The organism is Bacillus massiliigorillae, from assembly GCF_000380245.2.
GTDB lineage: Bacteria > Bacillota > Bacilli > Bacillales > DSM-1321 > Bacillus_AD > Bacillus_AD massiliigorillae.
On the sequence record NZ_HG428741.1, the window covers coordinates 3,324,558 to 3,341,972 of the forward strand.

General features: G+C 34.6%; 21 protein-coding genes. 12 read left to right on the forward strand and 9 right to left on the reverse strand.

The genetic code is table 11. The features are described 5' to 3' along the window. A partial coding sequence (locus tag TX86_RS15330; protein WP_052343688.1) for an aminoglycoside phosphotransferase family protein occupies positions 1-866 on the reverse strand: 866 nt, incomplete at its 3' end. A 28-nt stretch (positions 867-894) separates the two neighbouring features. After that, positions 895-1,446 (reverse strand): helix-turn-helix domain-containing protein, encoded by a 552-nt coding sequence (locus TX86_RS15335; protein WP_042349723.1) that lies wholly within the window; start codon positions 1,444-1,446, stop codon positions 895-897. A gap of 103 nt (positions 1,447-1,549) precedes the next feature. Here TX86_RS15335 and TX86_RS15340 point away from each other — a divergent pair, with 103 nt between their 5' ends. The 5 genes from TX86_RS15340 to TX86_RS15360 all read left to right on the forward strand — a co-directional run bounded on the left by TX86_RS15340 (position 1,550) and on the right by TX86_RS15360 (position 4,061). Beyond that, a complete protein-coding gene (locus TX86_RS15340) occupies positions 1,550-2,254 on the forward strand; it encodes an AzlC family ABC transporter permease (protein ID WP_042350535.1) in 705 nt (234 codons plus the stop codon). Next, positions 2,244-2,567, forward strand: coding sequence for an AzlD domain-containing protein (locus TX86_RS15345; RefSeq protein WP_042349724.1), 324 nt, complete (start codon positions 2,244-2,246; stop codon positions 2,565-2,567). Before TX86_RS15340 ends, TX86_RS15345 begins: the two co-directional genes overlap by 11 nt. A gap of 97 nt (positions 2,568-2,664) precedes the next feature. Then, positions 2,665-2,997: a PadR family transcriptional regulator gene (locus TX86_RS15350; RefSeq protein ID WP_042349725.1), complete on the forward strand. Its 333-nt coding sequence runs from the start codon at positions 2,665-2,667 to the stop codon at positions 2,995-2,997. After that, positions 2,998-3,654 (forward strand): DUF1700 domain-containing protein, encoded by a 657-nt coding sequence (locus TX86_RS15355; RefSeq protein ID WP_042349728.1) that lies wholly within the window; start codon positions 2,998-3,000, stop codon positions 3,652-3,654. It abuts the gene before it with no gap. A 53-nt stretch (positions 3,655-3,707) separates the two neighbouring features. Beyond that, a complete protein-coding gene (locus tag TX86_RS15360; RefSeq protein ID WP_042349730.1) occupies positions 3,708-4,061 on the forward strand; it encodes a hypothetical protein in 354 nt (117 codons plus the stop codon). Between the two features lie 59 nt (positions 4,062-4,120). Here TX86_RS15360 and TX86_RS26340 read toward each other — a convergent pair whose 3' ends face one another. Then, positions 4,121-4,252, reverse strand: coding sequence for a DUF4023 family protein (locus TX86_RS26340; protein WP_081707673.1), 132 nt, complete (start codon positions 4,250-4,252; stop codon positions 4,121-4,123). Positions 4,253-4,585: 333 nt separating this feature from the next. Here TX86_RS26340 and corA point away from each other — a divergent pair, with 333 nt between their 5' ends. Beyond that, positions 4,586-5,539: a magnesium/cobalt transporter CorA gene (corA, locus tag TX86_RS15365; protein WP_042349731.1), complete on the forward strand. Its 954-nt coding sequence runs from the start codon at positions 4,586-4,588 to the stop codon at positions 5,537-5,539. 105 nt (positions 5,540-5,644) lie between these two features. Here corA and TX86_RS15370 read toward each other — a convergent pair whose 3' ends face one another. Beyond that, positions 5,645-6,115 carry a GNAT family N-acetyltransferase gene (locus tag TX86_RS15370; RefSeq protein ID WP_230203662.1) on the reverse strand — a complete coding sequence of 157 codons (471 nt, stop codon included), beginning with the start codon at positions 6,113-6,115 and terminating at the stop codon, positions 5,645-5,647. 140 nt (positions 6,116-6,255) lie between these two features. Here TX86_RS15370 and TX86_RS15375 point away from each other — a divergent pair, with 140 nt between their 5' ends. Then, positions 6,256-6,744: a GyrI-like domain-containing protein gene (locus TX86_RS15375; RefSeq protein WP_042349735.1), complete on the forward strand. Its 489-nt coding sequence runs from the start codon at positions 6,256-6,258 to the stop codon at positions 6,742-6,744. A 53-nt stretch (positions 6,745-6,797) separates the two neighbouring features. On the opposite strand, the gene TX86_RS15380 is transcribed toward TX86_RS15375, so the two are convergent. Both TX86_RS15380 and manA read right to left on the reverse strand, forming a co-directional pair. Next, positions 6,798-7,412: a hypothetical protein gene (locus TX86_RS15380; RefSeq protein ID WP_042349736.1), complete on the reverse strand. Its 615-nt coding sequence runs from the start codon at positions 7,410-7,412 to the stop codon at positions 6,798-6,800. Between the two features lie 392 nt (positions 7,413-7,804). Beyond that, positions 7,805-8,755 (reverse strand): mannose-6-phosphate isomerase, class I, encoded by a 951-nt coding sequence (gene manA, locus TX86_RS15385; RefSeq protein WP_195892915.1) that lies wholly within the window; start codon positions 8,753-8,755, stop codon positions 7,805-7,807. Between the two features lie 272 nt (positions 8,756-9,027). Here manA and TX86_RS15390 point away from each other — a divergent pair, with 272 nt between their 5' ends. The 3 genes from TX86_RS15390 to TX86_RS15400 all read left to right on the forward strand — a co-directional run bounded on the left by TX86_RS15390 (position 9,028) and on the right by TX86_RS15400 (position 12,935). Continuing rightward, the gene (locus tag TX86_RS15390) at positions 9,028-9,816 is read left to right on the forward strand and encodes a MurR/RpiR family transcriptional regulator (RefSeq protein WP_042349739.1); all 789 of its coding nucleotides are present in this window, start codon (positions 9,028-9,030) and stop codon (positions 9,814-9,816) included. Between the two features lie 226 nt (positions 9,817-10,042). Then, positions 10,043-11,602: a maltose/glucose-specific PTS transporter subunit IIBC gene (gene malX / locus TX86_RS15395; protein ID WP_042349740.1), complete on the forward strand. Its 1,560-nt coding sequence runs from the start codon at positions 10,043-10,045 to the stop codon at positions 11,600-11,602. A 133-nt stretch (positions 11,603-11,735) separates the two neighbouring features. Continuing rightward, positions 11,736-12,935, forward strand: a complete 1,200-nt coding sequence (locus tag TX86_RS15400) for a MalY/PatB family protein (RefSeq protein WP_042349741.1) — start codon at positions 11,736-11,738, stop codon at positions 12,933-12,935. A 51-nt stretch (positions 12,936-12,986) separates the two neighbouring features. On the opposite strand, the gene TX86_RS15405 is transcribed toward TX86_RS15400, so the two are convergent. Then, a complete protein-coding gene (locus TX86_RS15405; RefSeq protein ID WP_042349743.1) occupies positions 12,987-13,190 on the reverse strand; it encodes a hypothetical protein in 204 nt (67 codons plus the stop codon). A gap of 154 nt (positions 13,191-13,344) precedes the next feature. On the opposite strand from TX86_RS15405, the gene TX86_RS26760 reads away from it, so the two are divergent. After that, positions 13,345-13,521: a hypothetical protein gene (locus TX86_RS26760; protein ID WP_154663118.1), complete on the forward strand. Its 177-nt coding sequence runs from the start codon at positions 13,345-13,347 to the stop codon at positions 13,519-13,521. 72 nt (positions 13,522-13,593) lie between these two features. Here TX86_RS26760 and TX86_RS15410 read toward each other — a convergent pair whose 3' ends face one another. Next, positions 13,594-14,874: a cell wall-binding repeat-containing protein gene (locus tag TX86_RS15410; protein ID WP_042349745.1), complete on the reverse strand. Its 1,281-nt coding sequence runs from the start codon at positions 14,872-14,874 to the stop codon at positions 13,594-13,596. Between the two features lie 84 nt (positions 14,875-14,958). Then, complete coding sequence (locus TX86_RS15415; RefSeq protein ID WP_042349747.1) at positions 14,959-16,731, reverse strand: adenine deaminase C-terminal domain-containing protein; 1,773 nt, start codon at positions 16,729-16,731, stop codon at positions 14,959-14,961. Between the two features lie 208 nt (positions 16,732-16,939). Between TX86_RS15415 and TX86_RS15420 the strand changes: the two genes are divergently transcribed. After that, positions 16,940-17,344 carry a hypothetical protein gene (locus tag TX86_RS15420; RefSeq protein ID WP_042349748.1) on the forward strand — a complete coding sequence of 135 codons (405 nt, stop codon included), beginning with the start codon at positions 16,940-16,942 and terminating at the stop codon, positions 17,342-17,344. Positions 17,345-17,415 lie beyond the last annotated feature (71 nt).

Here is a 17,415-nt window from a genome sequence, read left to right on the forward strand (position 1 = left end):
GTTTTTTTATAATTCACAATCTCTTTCCAATATTCCCATGCCTGTAAATATGTATCTAAATCTTGTGGATGGTGAAGTTTACATCTTGCTAATCGAACAAATAAACCAATCATAACATATCGATGCAATGAATATGTGTCCTCATTCCAATTAGGAATACGAGATGCAATATCTTCAATTAACTTTTGTGTTAACTCCTCAGGAGTCGAGCAATATGAAAAAATAATATCATGAAGTGGGTCACCGATAAGAGGCATCGGATCAATAACACCAACTAATTCACCCTCTGAAAATAAGAAATTATGAAATCCACAATCTCCATGTAAAAGATACGGTTGTTTTGCATCATTCTCAACCTTAAGCTCATCCAATAATTTTCTTACGAAGGTTATATCTTCTTTGCTAACAACCTCATGATTCATAATTTCAGCTGCAGATTTCACTTCATTTTGCAAAAATACATGCCATGAAGCAATTTCATAATGAACCCATCCCCAGCCCCTCTTATTCTTTATAGGCTTATAATACTTAACTAATTGTTCTATTAGTGTTATTAAAACATCTTTCTTATTATACTCACTGGTGTTTGTACTACCTTTCATATAAGGATATACAAAAAACTGATGTAGTGAATCCTCGTATACGACTTTCGGCAATATAGACACTTCTTTATAAAATGATAAAAATTGCACTTCGGCTTCTATAATACTTTTATCGTTTGTTTTAATCACATAACGAATATCATCACCAACAGTAAGGATATTGATATTACTTGAAGTTCCTCCGCTTAAAGGCTCTACAGTAACGTCTTCATCTTGAACAATTCCTGCTTCTCTTAGCTGTATAATCATGTTAGTAAAATCCATTTATGTACTCCTACAACAATATTATTTTTTAATCAGGATAATAAATTACATTATAAAAACTAACCATTTCATCCGTTGCATTTATGTAGCTATGTACGATATTCGCAGTAAACGAAATAGCTTCACCTTCTAGTAATATATACTCCTCGTCCTGCACACGAAGCGTTAATGTGCCACTTTTCATAAGGATATATTCTTCACCTAAATGTTGATTGGCTCTATGGCTATGCCCTGCTTGTAAATTAACTGTGTAAATTTCAAACTTCTTCTCCGGATTATAAGGAAAAACCGAGTAGACAAGATAATTTCCATCATCATCAATCATAGGTGTCAATTCATTGATATTAATCTTTGTCACAACAGGCTTATCTTCTTCTTTCATGAAAACAGAAAAAGAAACTTGAAGACCATTTGCAATTTTCCAGAGTGTAGTAACAGTTGGATTTGATTTTCCTTTTTCAATTTGAGCAATCATTGCTTTACTAACACCTGTTAATTCAGCAACTTGATCTAAACTTAAAGCTCTACTTTTTCTTAATTTGGCTAAATTATTTGCAATCGTTTCTTGTATAGGCTCCACTAAATCAGTCCCTTCACACCGATTGTATGTTATATTATATATATGTTTATTATAACATACAAAGGGAGGGTATAAATTGAACAGTACTGCAAAAGCACAAGTAATGGAGCATACTATGCCTACATACTTGCAAGGAATGAAGGATTGTATTCCGACACTATTAGGATATATTAGCATCGGTCTTGCCATGGGGATTGTTGGTGTATCATCAAACTTGAGTGTGCTTGAAATAGCTTTATTATCAGCATTAGTTTATGCAGGTTCAGCACAATTCATAATTTGTGCACTATTAGTTGGACATAGTCCGATTTCTGTCATTATATTAACTACTTTTATCGTAAATTTACGGAATTTTCTATTATGTATGTCTCTAGCTCCTCACTTCTCAAAATACTCTGCCTTGAAAAATGTAGGGATTGGAGCACTTGTAACCGATGAATCATTCGGTGTAGCTATGAATAAAATCGTTAAAGGGGAACAAATCAATGACCAATGGATGAATGGACTAAATGTAACTGCTTATTTATCATGGATTATTTCGTGTGTGGCTGGTGCTATATTTGGTAAGTGGATTTCAAATCCCGAAGCATTTGGATTAGACTTTGCATTAACCGCTATGTTTTTAGCACTACTTGTTTTGCAATTACAAAGCATCCAGAAACCAAAGCTAAAACTATATCTTTCTTTAGTATTATACATGATTATTGCGATGGTTCTTCTATGTATGTTCTTGCCATCTCATATCGCCGTTATTCTTTCAACAATGATTGTAGCAACTATTGGGGTGGTGACTGATCGTGAGCGTTGATACGACTATTCTTCTCATTATTTTAGGTTGTGCTCTTGTAACAGTAATTCCAAGAATTGTTCCTTTCATGCTTGTTCGAAATATTGAATTACCACAACTTGTTATTAAATGGTTATCCTTTATACCAGTATGTATATTAACTGCACTTGTTGTCGATAGCGTCTTAATTGAAGCGGACCATGGTATTGCAATTGATTGGAATGTGTTAATAGTTATTGTACCTACGCTTTTCATAGCACTATGGACAAAAAGCTTATCTATTACTGTTATTGTAGGCGTAATTTTGATGGCTATCATACGTTTTATTTTCTGAGTCCCACCACTTTTTGGTAGGGCTCTTTTCTTGCACTTGAAAACATTAGAAAATTATGTTATTTATTATACATAGAATTTCTAGGTAGGTGAAAAGTATGACATTTGATAGAGAACTTATGAAAGGCAGCAGTTCCCTCATTATTATGAACATCTTAAAAGATGGGGATATGTATGGTTATCAGCTTTCTAAAGAGATGGAACGCAAGTCAGACGAACAATTAGCAGTGAAGGAAGGCACTTTATATCCCGCTCTTCACAAGCTAGAACAGAAAGGTTACATCCAATCTTATATAAAAAAACAAGAAAAAACACCATCAAGAAAATACTATACGTTAACTGAAGAAGGCAGACAGCTACTTAAGCATAAAAATAAAGAATGGAGTGCTTTTGCTAAGATGATTAATAAAATGATTGGAAATGAAATCTAAATGGGTGCAGCCAAAAGAAAGTATATCGAAGAACTTGAACGTCTTCTTCGCCTTAAAGGAATAAAAAATGCTGTAGATATTCTGCAAGATTATCAACAACATATTGAGGATGCAGTCTATTCTGAAATGCTAAAAGGATTTAATGAACAAGAAGCTATTACTATCGTTTTAAACAATATGCCCACACCGAAAGAGATCGTTAGGCATTATGAAAATGCACTGAAATTTCATTCAGAATATCATTTAATGATTGGTAACTATACTCTTTTTCTATCAGCATTAGTACTTACTTTTTTTCATTACTATACAAACTTACAATTCATTGATGCAATCTGGGAATTCCTTATTGAACTAAAATGGGTGCTTCTGTATAGCTATGCACTGATTTGGATTGTACTAGGATATACTTTCGGGAAAGTAAATGGTATTCCTCGTAAAAAACCTATGAGAAAAATAACATTACTCGCGATTACACCTAATTATTTATTTATGATTTTCATTTTATTTGGATTTCAAGAAGGTTGGTCCTTAACTTATTTCGATTTTCTTGAACAGTCTTCTTTATTCTTAATCATGTGCATGATTATGACACTAGCTTTCTATCCTTTATCAAGATGGGGCTTTAAGCAAGGTATTATCCATGATTTTTCTTCCTAATCATCATAATTATGTGCTGCCATTATTCGTTTTTATCTTAAAGGAGTTTCATTATGACGTTTTCTTTTATGATTAGTACCCTTTTAATCATTTGCTTACTAGTTATTGTTATCAATATAGTGAAAGATGCCAACAAGAAACAAGAGCGGCCTTCTCTGTTTTCGCTTATAATCTTTGGATTATTACTTCTTAACTGGATTTTATATATGACAAGTTTTTACACATATATTCCAGCTACTATTAGTGAGATACTCTTTTTGCCTATTTGGTTCACGCTTGCTCTAAGTGGGTTAATTGTAGCCATACTAAATAAAAGAAAAAATAGTTCCTTTTCTATTGCTATCGGCGGGATATCTGTTTTTAGTGGATTCTTTGGTTTATTTTTGTATTGGTTATCTAATATGTAAGGATACTCGAGAGTTATAAGCCAGCGAAACAAGCGCTGGCTCTTATCTTTATTAGAAAATTATCCTCGTTTATTATGCTTTACATTCGGCAACTTCTGATCAGGATTACCTTCTCCTTGTGATCTTAAGTTCTTCTTTTGTTTCTCTTTTTGTACTTTTAACTTCTCTACAAACTCATGCGTGTTCTCCACTATGCATCCTCCTAATTTTTATCCCGTTCTAACTGGCGCTAAGACTCTCACTTCAACATAGCAGTGAAGACAAAGATACTGAAGTGGGAGATTAAACACCAGTAAGAACCCGATTGGTTCAACTAATAATCGGTGGGGATGGATGAAAACCACCACCGATTAAAGTTTCACTTTATCATTCCTCGTTACTTTATCCACTTCTCTTTAGAAAGATACTAGGTGAATATTTCCCTTTTATGATTTTTTAAATTCAAAAATGATAAAATAAAACTAGCAGTATCAATACAAGTACCTAACATCGTACATTAGAAAGGAGCGATTAGCTGATTTATTATGCTCAGAATATTAGCACTTAATCATGACAATCAATTACACGTCAATCCATCGCTAAATGAACTAGCTACAATGAAATGGTATTGGGTCGACTTTAATATGCCAACAGAAGAAGAAGCAAAATTATTACATAGTCATTTTCATTTTCACCCTTTAGCTGTTGAAGACTGCATGCATGAGCTCCAGCGACCAAAATTAGATTATTATGAAAATCTTAGCTTCCTTGTTATTCAGGCCATAAATGCGACCACACTAGAAACGCATGAAATTGATTTATTTATTTCAGAACAATTTATCGTAACTTTTCATTTTCAAAAAGAGAAAGAAATTGATGCATTATGGGAATTTTTTCAGTCCCCACAAGAAAGCAGTAAACTTTCATCCATTGAAATCGGCTATAAAATTATCGATAAAATTGTCGATACTTTCTTCCCCATTGTGGAACAAGTTGAAGATCGCTTATTAGCTATTGAAGATAGTGAAGAAGTAAAAAGAGGTAAAGATACGGTTATCACAAAAACATATAAGGTTCGTAAAGATTTACTCCGATTAAGACAAACCATTTTGCCTATGAGAGATTTGATTTATCGTATCCTTGAATCTAAACGATTTATTGTCCAAGAACAAAAACGAGCTTACTTTCAAGATATTTATGATCATCTCTTAAAGTTAAGTGAAATGATTGAATCTAACCGACAATTAACAGCCGATATACGAGATAACTACATATCATTAAACTCTTTCCGCATGAACAATATCATGAAAACTTTGACTGTTATCACAACGATTTTTATGCCTCTTACATTTCTTGCAGGTATTTATGGTATGAATTTCTTGAATATGCCAGAATTACATTGGCATTATGGATATTTTATTATTTTAGGTGTCATGTTCAGCATAGGAATTATTATGTACTTATGGTTTAAATGGAAAGGCTGGTTTGATAGTGAGTAGTCCTATCTAGCAAATCTTTTACAATTAAATAGAGATAAGCATATCATATTGGAGAAATCCGCTATTATCATAATCGGATTTCTCCAACATATAAAATATTTGGAACTACTTTGTAAACGACAGACTCATCTTCCGACTAATAGTCTCCATCCCAAAGCTTTCGTAAAAAGACATGGCTTTTTCATTAAACTCCCAAACATTTAACTCTAACGAAGATGCTCCTTTTACTTTAGCCCATGTTACGCAGGCTTTGAATAATGCCCTTCCAATACCATTTCTTTGGTTATTATTCTTTACACCAAAGTCATTCATATATGCGAATGCCCTTGGCACCAGCGAATCGAAAGCTGGAGATTCTATTCGTTCCATGACTGCGAAACCTACAACTTCATCTTCAAGTCTTGCTACTATAATTTCACTCTTTATGTCATTTAATAAATGTTGATAATAATCCTCTGGCATTACTCGATCAATGCTTCGAAAAATATGCGGTAACGCTTGAGCATGCTCATCTTGCCCCTCTTTTACAATTGCATTGATTGCTTTGTAATCTTCCATTGTTGCTTCATTTATCATAATATTCACTTCTATCACTCCTTCTAATGACATTAAAAGTAGTACAATTTACTAAAAGAACAGAAGCCCGTAAGAATATAGGCCGTTTTAATTTATTCATCGCCTCATCATATAGGTGATTCTAAAAAGGAGCGAAACCGATGAAATATCAAATTTTCGAGAAAAATGCATTTAACATTATTGGTATTAAAGAAGAATTTTCAGTAAGAGCTAATGAAAATCTAATTGGCATCCCGAAAATGTGGAAGGCATTCAATGAAAATGGTACGGTTGGTAAACTAATTAGCTTAAATAACGGAGCGATAAAAGGAGTTCTAGGTGTGTGTATCGATAAAGTCGCTCAAGTTGATTGTCCTGTTATTGACTATTGGATTGCAACTGCATTCGATGGAGAAAAAACACCTGATGAATTTTTATCACTAGCAATACCTGCCTCTAAATGGGCTGTATTCGAAGTTCATGGTCCTATGCCTGATGCCATGCAAGAAGCATGGAAGCAAATCTATTCTGAGTGGTTTTCATCTAGCGGATATAAGCATGTAATAGGGGTTCCAGAACTAGAAGTCTATACAGAGGAAGATTCAACAAGCCCAGACTTATATTCAGAAATTTGGATTGCAATACAGTAACACATTCAGCTAATGCTCATTTGGGGTTTAAGCCATCCTTAATGAGCATTAAGTTATTTATTAGCATTTTTCTTATTACGTTGCTTTATATACATAATGGTTGATATCTCTAAGCTAACAAACAAAATACCTATCAAATAGTAATTTACTACGTTCTGAGAGTTCCCTTGTTCATCTTCTACATTAGTGAGAGATTCCTTCGAAACTTTTTCTGTTGGTATATGACTTTTCCCCAATGCTTCTATGTCCGTTTGAGCGGTTGATAATGATTGTGTTCTTGAACATATACTCACGTTCAACTCTCCATCTATTTCTCTGGCATACACTAAATATTGATCATCTACTGTGAATTTATAGCCACAACTGGACGAATGCCTAACGGTATTAACAAGCACTTGAGTTTGCTTTCCACCTTTCCACCATTCTTTGACTTCAAATACAACAGCTATAGGGTCAGCGGTAGATTTTATGATTTTGTTTTTATTCTTATCTACAATCTCAACAACCTTCCCTGAAAAAACAGCCGTGTTCCGTTCTAATTCTTCCTGAACACTTAGAGGTACCACACAATCACATGCATAACTCTTATTAAATGGAAAACTTAAACAACTTATAAAAAGGATTAAAAACAAAACCCCATACTTAACTTGCTTAGTTATTCTATACATATCCCTCCCCCTTGTAATTTTTGACGTTTTTACAAAAGAACTGGTTTCACTTCTAATATAAATAACCTTGGAATTTTTTGTTATATTTATTTGTAAAAGATGAACAATTTGCATTTTCATAATAAAGAGATTAAAAAAAGGCTGTCCGAAAAGTGATTTTTACTCACTTTTCGAACGCCCTTCTACGCTTTTTTTACCATTCGAAGTCGTATTCATTTCAATTGCATTTTTGCTTAGTAGACTAAAAAGCTGATTTTTGGCGCTTTTCCTCAAGATATAACTCTTGAAACTCCATACAAAATCATAGATTTCCTTTTACGCACACACTAACCACAATTAAGGATTTGAATTATCGAACAGCCTCTTTTTTTATTTCATATCACTAATCTAAATTAAGGGTGTGCAACAATCATTTCTAAATTTCCATCAATCGTAAATTCACCGAAACCAACTTGGATAATGAAATGCTCTCCTTTTTTCAAAGAAAAAGATTTCCCTTCGTGTGTTGTAATAGTTCCTTCACCGTTGATGACACTGCAAAGTAAATATTGTTGATCATAACAGAAACTTGATGGCCCTGTAACATTCCATTTATAAACAGAGAAAAATTCCGATTCAACATATGTGATAATTTGAGCATTCTCGTGATATTCAATAGTCGGATTTGCTCCGATAGCTTTATGCGGTACTGTTGTTACCGCTTTCGCTTTATCTAAGTGAAGTTCACGAGGGTTACCATTGTCATCTAAACGATCATAATCATACAAACGATATGTTGTATCTGAACTTTGTTGTGTTTCTAATACAAGTGTACCTTCACATAATGCGTGAATTGTTCCACTTGGCACATAGAAGAAATCACCAGGTTTGATTTTAATACGTTGCAATAATCCATCCCAGTTTCCTTCCTTCATTTGTTGCTCTAATTCTTCTTTTGTTTTAGCAGTATGTCCAAAGACCATTTCAGCATCATCTTTACAATCGATGATATACCAGCATTCAGTCTTTCCAAGTTCACCATTCTCATGCTCTTTCGCAAATTCATCTTCTGGATGAACTTGTACAGATAAATCCATGTTAGCATCTAAAATCTTTGTTAATAATGGGAAAACTTCTTCATCTGCGTTACCAAATAACTCAGGATGTTCTTTCCATAATTGATCCAATGTTTTCCCTTCATGTCTTCCGTTTCTTACAGTTGAAGCTCCATTTGGATGCGCAGAAATAGCCCAGCATTCTCCTGTTTTATTCGAAGGAATTTTATAACCGAATTCATCTTGAAGTGCTGTTCCACCCCAAATTCTTTCTTTAAATTCTGGTGTCAAAAACAAAGGTTGCATAATCTAACTTCCTCCTACTATTGATCAGATTCATTTTTAGTTGTACTAAATAAGTTACACAAAATAATATTTCGAAATATTAAAATCATAATTAAAAAGCTAAAAAAACGGTAATATATAAATATATTCGTTTTAATAGAAAGTATTTTAGCATAACTATTTAATTTCACCAACCGAAATCAAACTGAAATAAGTTACTTCTTCCACCGTACATTTTTTGTACAAACCATACAAAAAACGAAAGATTTCAATAATAAAGAGAGTGAAAAATTCACATGCCATTTTTTCTAAAAAAGTTAGTTCAACATAGTGATCAATTAAGCCAACTTGAGAAACAAGTTTTAGAATATATATTAAGAAACCCTGAGCGAGTAACTGAGCTAAATGTTCAAGAACTATCAAAAGAAATTTTTGTGTCTACTGCGACTATTAGTAGAACATGCAAACAGTTAGGATTCCAAGGTTTCCAAGATATGAAATATACTTTGCGTAAGTCAGCTAATCTACAAAATGAGCATCAACAAATACAAGCACAATCAACTTCTTCATTTACGCTCGCTAGTCATATCAAGAGGATTAAAGAGGAGTTCGATACGACCCTTCAACTAATTGATGAAGAAAAAATCAAATTAGCCGCGAAATATATACATGAAAGTCCACAAGTCGAATTTATGGGGCTAGGTAATTCGTTACCTACCTGTGTTGACGCTGCTAGAAAGCTGGTTTTCGCTGGAAAGTTATGCAATGCTCGTGAGGATTGGGATGTTTTGAAAAGCGTTTCGAATAGCTTAACAGAGAATGACTTAGCTATTTTAGTTTCCTATAGTGGTGAAACATTAAACATGCTCAAATATGCACACATATTAAAGAGTAGAAACGTCAAAACGATCGCCATTACAGGCGATCACAAAAATCGGCTTCAACAAGAAGTTGATTTAGCCATACCAGCACATATTGTCAAATTGTATTATGATGAACTAGATATGAGCTCTCGTTTTCCATTAAGCCTTATTCTCGACTTTATTATTATCACCTACGTAAATGAATACTCTAAAAATAAATAGATTTTTAAAAGCGGCTGTCTGAAAAAAGTGATTTTCAATGACTTATCGGGCAGCTTCTTTTTTCGAAAAAAACTGAACTCTCACACAAAAATACGCCTAATAATTCTGTAAAATGTACGGCGAATACATTTTATGTATGCCCTTACAAAAACCTTGTAAACGGTTGCACAAAGCTTTATAGCGAAGTAATCTATAGACAATTCTTCAACACGAAAGGATGTAACAAATGAGTCAAAAAAAATCTCTAAAGTCTAGGCTATGGGCTTTTTTCCAAGGCATCGGAAAAACATTCATGCTTCCTGTAGCCTTGTTAGCATTCATGGGTCTTATGCTTGGAATTGGTAGTTCCTTCACAAGTCCAACAACAATTGAAACATTCCCGTTCTTAGGAAACGATATTCTTCAAGCTATTTTTAGCTGGATGTCTACTGTAGGTGGATTCGCATTTACTTATCTACCTGTTCTATTTGCAATGGCTATTCCATTAGGCCTTGTACGTTCTGAAAAAGGTGTAGCTGCTTTCTCTGGTTTTGTTGGTTATGTACTTTTAAATTTAGCTATTAATTTCTATTTAACACTAACTGACCAATTAGCTGCTGCTGATGCAATGCGTACTGCAGGTCAAGGTATGGTTATGGGTATCCAAACAATTGAAATGGGTGTCCTTGGCGGTATTATCACTGGTATCATCGTTTACTTATTACACAATAAATTCTGTGAAATTAAATTACCTGATGCGTTCGCATTCTTTGGCGGACCTCGTTTCGTCCCAATTATCACTGCTTTAGTAATGTCAGTTGTCGGGGTTGCAATCCCAATGATCTGGCCAATCTTTGCAGCTGGTATTAACGGTATTGGTTCAATTATTCAAGGTTCTGGCGTATTCGGACCATTCCTATTCGGTTTCGGAGAGCGTTTATTATTACCATTCGGTTTACACCACATTCTAGTGGCAATGATTCGTTTCACAGAAGCTGGTGGTACGCAAGTTGTTAACGGAGAAACAATCTCTGGTGCACTTAATATTTTCTATGCACAATTACAAGCTGGACTTCCATTTAGCCCTGATGCTACTGCATTCTTATCTCAAGGTAAAATGCCATCATTCATGTTCGGTCTACCTGCTGTAGCATTAGCAATTTATCACACTGCACGTCCTGAAAACCGTAAGAAAATCAAAGGTTTATTAATCTCAGGTGTAATCGCAACACTTGTAACAGGTATTACTGAACCAATCGAGTTCTTATTCTTATTCATCTCACCAGCACTATTCTTAGTACACGCTGTATTAACTGGTCTTGGTTTCATGATTATGGCAATGCTTAACGTAACAATCGGTAACACAGATGGTGGTATTCTTGACTTCTTAATCTTCGGTGTTATGCAAGGCTTTAAAACAAAATGGTATCTTGTGCTTGCAGTTGGTGCTGCTTGGTTCGCAACTTACTACTTCGTATTCCGTTTCGCAATTACAAAATGGAATCTTAAAACACCTGGTCGTGAAGAAGCAAAAGCTGGTGCAGAAGAAACAGCTACTTCTTCAAAAGGTACAAGTCACAATGCTGAAAGAATCTTGGCTGCATTAGGTGGAAAAGAAAATATTGAAACATTAGATAACTGTATCACTCGTCTACGTCTTGTTGTAAAAGACATGAGCAAAGTACAAGACGATGTATTAAAAGAATGTGGAGCTCTTGGAATTGTAAAACTTGATGATCACAGTTTACAAGTAATCATCGGACCACAAGTAGCCATTCTTAAAGCACAAATGGAAAAAGTCGCTTAAATAACAAAAGCTACAGCATCCGTTCAGCGAAGTCCACTAGACGCTGGGTGCTGTAACTAGAAGATACAAAAGCGAAATTTAAAGAGAAGAGCATCTGCTCTTCTCTTACTTTTACAAAAAGAGGTATTAAAAGATGAAATATAACTTTGATGAAAGAATAAACCGCTTAGGTACGTATTGTACACAGTGGGACTATATTGAAGATCGTTTCGGTGAAAAGGATCTACTTCCTTTCTCCATATCAGATACAGACTTCCTATGCCCACCCGAGCTATTACAAGCAATGGAATCCCGAATGCAACACGGAATTTTCGGTTATACAAGATGGAATCATTCTGAATTCAAAGGCGCTATTCGTCATTGGTTTAACAAAAGATTCGATTGTCCTATTGAAGAAGATTGGATTGTATATAGCCCAACTGTAATCTACTCCATCTCTAAGCTTATTGAATTATTAACAGAAGAAGGCGATCATATCGTTACACAAACACCTGCATATGATGCTTTCTATAAACTAATTCAAGATAATAATCGTACACTTTCGTGTAATGCATTAGTAAATCATGATGGGGTTTATACAATTGATTTTGAAGATTTAGAAGCCAAATTATCTCATCCAAAGGCTAAAATTTTACTACTTTGTAGCCCACAAAATCCAACAGGACGCGTATGGACGAAGGAAGAGTTAGATCGTATTATCTCTTTGTGTAATAAACATGATGTTTATATTATTTCTGATGAAATTCATATGGATATTGTACATGGATCTAACCCACATATACCAATTACAAAAGCAGCTACAGATGTAAGCAAAGTATGCATTTGTACATCTGCTAGTAAGACATTTAATACTCCTGGTTTAAGTGGATCTTATAATATCATTCCAGATGAAGCACTTCGTGAAGAGTTTTTAATTACTCTTAAAAACCGTGATGGTATTTCTTGTGCAAGTGTATTCGGTACACTCTCTACAATTACTGCTTACGAACATTGTAATCAATGGGTTGATGAATTAAATGCTTATGTAAAAGAGAACTTAAAACTGGTTCAAACATTCTTGGAAGAAAATGTTCCGGCTGCACGACTTGTTATGCCAGAATCCACTTATTTAGCTTGGATTGATGTTTCAAAACTACCTTATTCTAGCGATGAATTACAGCATGCACTTGTTCACCACGCAAAGGTCGCCATTATGCCTGGTGAAACATATGGCGAAGATGCAAAAGGATATATTCGTATGAATGTCGGCTGTCCACGCGAAAAGGTAGAGGAAGGCTTACGTCGATTTAAAATGGGAATCGAATATTTACAAACTTCAACTACTCAAATTTAGAAAAACAGGCAAGTGTCATATTCAACCGACACTTGCCATTTTTATATACCGTTATTTTTTCTTTCGTTGTCTACTATAAATCCATATTAATAAGCCTAAAGTAACTGCCATTAAAAGAACTAATAATATATTTGTATTATTCTCTATAGCAGCATCTGATACTTTTTCTGTAGGCTTCTTTCCATTTCCTAGTTCTGCAAGATCTTCTTCAGCTAATTGTAGGGATTTCGTTCGTGAACATAGACTCGTTTTCAATCTCCTTTTTAGGAAATGAACGCGTTTTTTTCATTATGTTTTCCACCCCTTTGTCATATGGACGAAGGGAATACTTAACAAGTTACACTTACTATTAAGAATAGTAAGTTTTTATATGTTACTATATTAACATAGACGAAGGAGGACACTTAATATGAGTTATTTACCGCTAGCTATAGCCATCATGGTTGGTATCGCCTATGGTGCCATTAGAACTGTAAAACAATCAAAACAAGACGACAATAAACGTCGCTCAAACCCCTATACAGAGAGTATTGTCGTTACTTTGGTAGTATACTTAATCTGTAGCGTAGTAATTACTAATTTATAGGAATATAAAAAGCATTACTACACTATTCAAAGAGCGAGTGAACATATGTCACTCGCTCTTCTATATATATTATTAATGTCCACCATGACCTTGGCCATCTTCTTGAACAATTTCAAGTTTATTATCCATTATACCTTGAGTACGATACGATATTTCCTCTTCCGTTCCTATTACAAAGCCATGATTATAGGGACCCGCTGTAGGATCATCTTTAAATGTCGGCTTGATAGAAGCTAAGAAAGAATACACAGGTTCCGATACACTTCCGTTATCTAGCCAAATAAGAGGTGCATGCTTCCCTAAATGAGAGAATGGAGCTGCCGCAATTGCAAGTTCAGGTGTTGCTGTTGAAATAAATGAAACACCATGACCTGGTTCAATTAATCCCCAGCCAAATCCTGTTTTATCATCCTTAAACTTCGCAAATCCTACTGCTGTTTGAACAGCATCGTCTCCTGTAATACGAGTTACTTTGCCAATTGCACTTAACTTCTTCTCTATATCTTTAGAAATAACTTCTTCATTTCCAAGAATATAAAGATTTGGATTTTCTCTTTTGTTTAATGATTGTAGAGTTGCTTCTGGAACTTCATCCTTAGTCACGTATAAAATCGGCTCCGGCATATGTGCGATCCAATTAACAGCCGCAAGTGAGAATAGCTTCGCTTCTTCTTGTGCGGAAACGATAATGACACTATTCGGATATTCACCACCAGATACTCTAGCATATTTATCATCCACTTGTGATGCTAACTCAATCGCATTTGCTCCTTTAATATTCTCAACTTTATAGCTCTGTAATGCTGTTAATATCGAACTCGGCACATCACCCATCACCATGACTTGTGTTCCTTCTGAATTTCCAAGAGGATTTAAACGCCTAATTTCATTGATTGTCGCTTCAGGTATTCCATCTCTATTCATAAACAAAATGGGACCATTATTAGGATGATGAATTAAATCTGCTGAAGCAAGTCCTGCTTGCCAGTCATCCACTTGTACTAGAATAACAGTTCCCGGCTGATTTTCTTTTTCCGTGGCAGGAAAAATCGTTTGAGAAACATATACAGCTGCTTCAATTGGATTATTCGTATTAAGCCTCGTTACATTTTTCGTATTCATTGTCACAAGGTTTTTATTTGCTGCTTCATTAAATTGTGTTGGTGCTTCTATGAACGTATTATTTGTCCCTTGTTGATTAGCCTGATTGCTATCTTTCTCCCCATGATTCATCTGGCTATGATCGACTGCTTGATTATTATCTTTTGATTTACTTTCATCATTTGAGCAGGCGCCTAATCCAAATAACAAAATAAGGACAAAAAATATGGTTAACCATATTTTACTCTTCATACTTTACATCCTCCCTTATTGCAGAATATGTCAGTTATTCTACGCAATAAATATGGAGAAATTATGCAGAATTATATGATATTCCTAATTTTTCACTTCATCAGTAATATGTAAATCACGATCGATTGGAAAAGCTATAACCTTTCCATTCTTCACATCAAATAATCCACTTGGCGTTACTCTAATGAAAGGCAAATGTGTTGCTGAGAAAAATGTTAAAGTAAAAGATGGATCATTATATTGATAGCCTCGCTCTTGAAGAAGTTTTATCATCTTTTTCTCTTCTTGAATCAACGTTTGCATATCTAAAGTAGACATGATACCCGATAAAGGTAAGAAGATTTCATGCAAGATTTGTTTTTCCTCTACAATGACAATACCTCCCCCTATCTCTTTCATCCGATTAAAGGCGCACACCATATCCTCTTTACTCTTTCCGATTAAAATTATATCGCCTGTACCTGAATATGAGCTTGCAAAACCACTTAATCGTTGAGCAAATCCTTTCACCAACGTGTTTATGCGCCAAGTACCATCACGAGCAATCATCATAAAGAAACATTCATCATACTCAGAAGAAATTTCATCACAATCTAAATTAATTGTACTCGTATACGGCTTTGCTATAACATCATTTACTAACTCCATTCCACTTGTCTCTGCAAATTGCAAATCTTCTTGTTGTAAATTCCATTCTAGCTGTATTGGCGTAATGCCGAAATGATCCCATTTGATGACTGATTGCTCATTCATACTATTGCCATCTTTTTTCACCCATTTTCCTTTTGCTAGCACGCTAACAGGTGTAGGATTTTCTTTACTATCCAAAATATTAATATTCGCTATTCTCCCTGTTGCAATAGTTCCATGTAAATGTTCGAAATTATAATATCGAGCAATATTAACCGTTGCCATATTATAAGCATCAATCAACGGAACACCTGCTTCAATTGCCATTGCAATCATTGCATCATTCATACCATCTTCATAAAAGAAAGGATGTGACCCATCAGTTGTAAAAAAGAACTTATCGAATTGCTGAAGGCCTAATTCTAATAAATCCTTTAAAATATTCTCTAAATCTGGTCGAATTGAAGAATTTCTAAGCGAAACAGTGTAGCCCTGCATCAGACGAGTTAAAGCTTCCTTACCTGTCATTGCTTCGTGATCACAATCCGCCCCTAGTAACATTAACTTTGCTAATGTTGATTCAGATGCACCTGGAAAATGTCCTTCAACTTTCTTCTTCAGTCTTTTCGTTTCCTGTATCCAGCTAAGCATTTGGTCATCACCATTTAATAACTTTGGCCATGCTGTAAGCTCGCCTCCTTGTAGGACCGCTTTATGTTGAAGCCAAGCTAGTACATCCTCATTGTTAAAGATTTGGTCTCCATTTGGTAACTCTGTCTGCCCATCAAAACGGCACCACCAATACATACTAGTAGGTATGTTCTGAAAGTCTTCTAGTAGTTCGAATGCTACTTCTCGCTCTAATCGAAAAAAGAATAATAGATTATCATTAATTAAAGTCGTTGTGCCAGCTTGTGCTGCATATGTAGCTAATGTATGAGGATTATACAATTGATAAGGATGTGAATGCGGCTCAATATACCCAGGTACTAAAAACTGTCCGCCACAATCGATTACCTCACATTGTTCTAATGACTTTGGTAGTTTTTCACCTACGTACACAATACGGTCATCATAAATCCAAATATTTGCCTCAGCCCATTCACGTATATATGAATTTAAATATGTCGCATTTTTTAATACAATATGAGGGCTGTCAATACCATCAAGTACCTCAACATGCTTTCGGATTTGTTTACTACTCCATCTATAATGACTTCTTTCCAATAGTCTTCCCTCCATACATATTTAATTGTAATAACTATCATTATATTAACACATTTTCCATTTCGTCTATATTTTGTAAGACTCTAGAATATCACAAGGAAATATTACCCTTTTGAAAAAGTTTGCTCAACATTTCACAAACTTTGTGGTATAGTTTAGTTATAACAAAGAAATGATATAGTTTTCTTTAAGAAAGAAGGATGATTATATGAGTAAACAAGCAACTAAAACATTAGGATATGTACGTGTCGTTATGGTAGAAAAGGGAAATGTTGTTCACATTTGCCCAAACACATTGCATCACCCAGACCCACAAGAGCAGGAGCGTTTACAAAATGTAATCACTGTGGACTTATTAAATGAAATCTTACCTGAAACAAACTTTGTAGATAGCCAAGTGCTCGTTTTATTCCATAACGATGGTGAAACTACAACTGTTGAACATACAATTCTGATCCAACAAGGATTCAAAGAATTTTGGCAAAATAGAATCTCTAAAAAAATTGATGCTGATTATAGTAGCTTACGAGATGAAATTCATGTACAAGAACGTATTGATTTATGGGAGTCTACATATAAAGAACCATTTTCTCCAATCAAAATAGCACAATAAACAAATACACTTAAAATATAGTCTGAAGCTGTGCCCAAATCATTTTCAAATGCCTTGGCACAGCTTTTGTA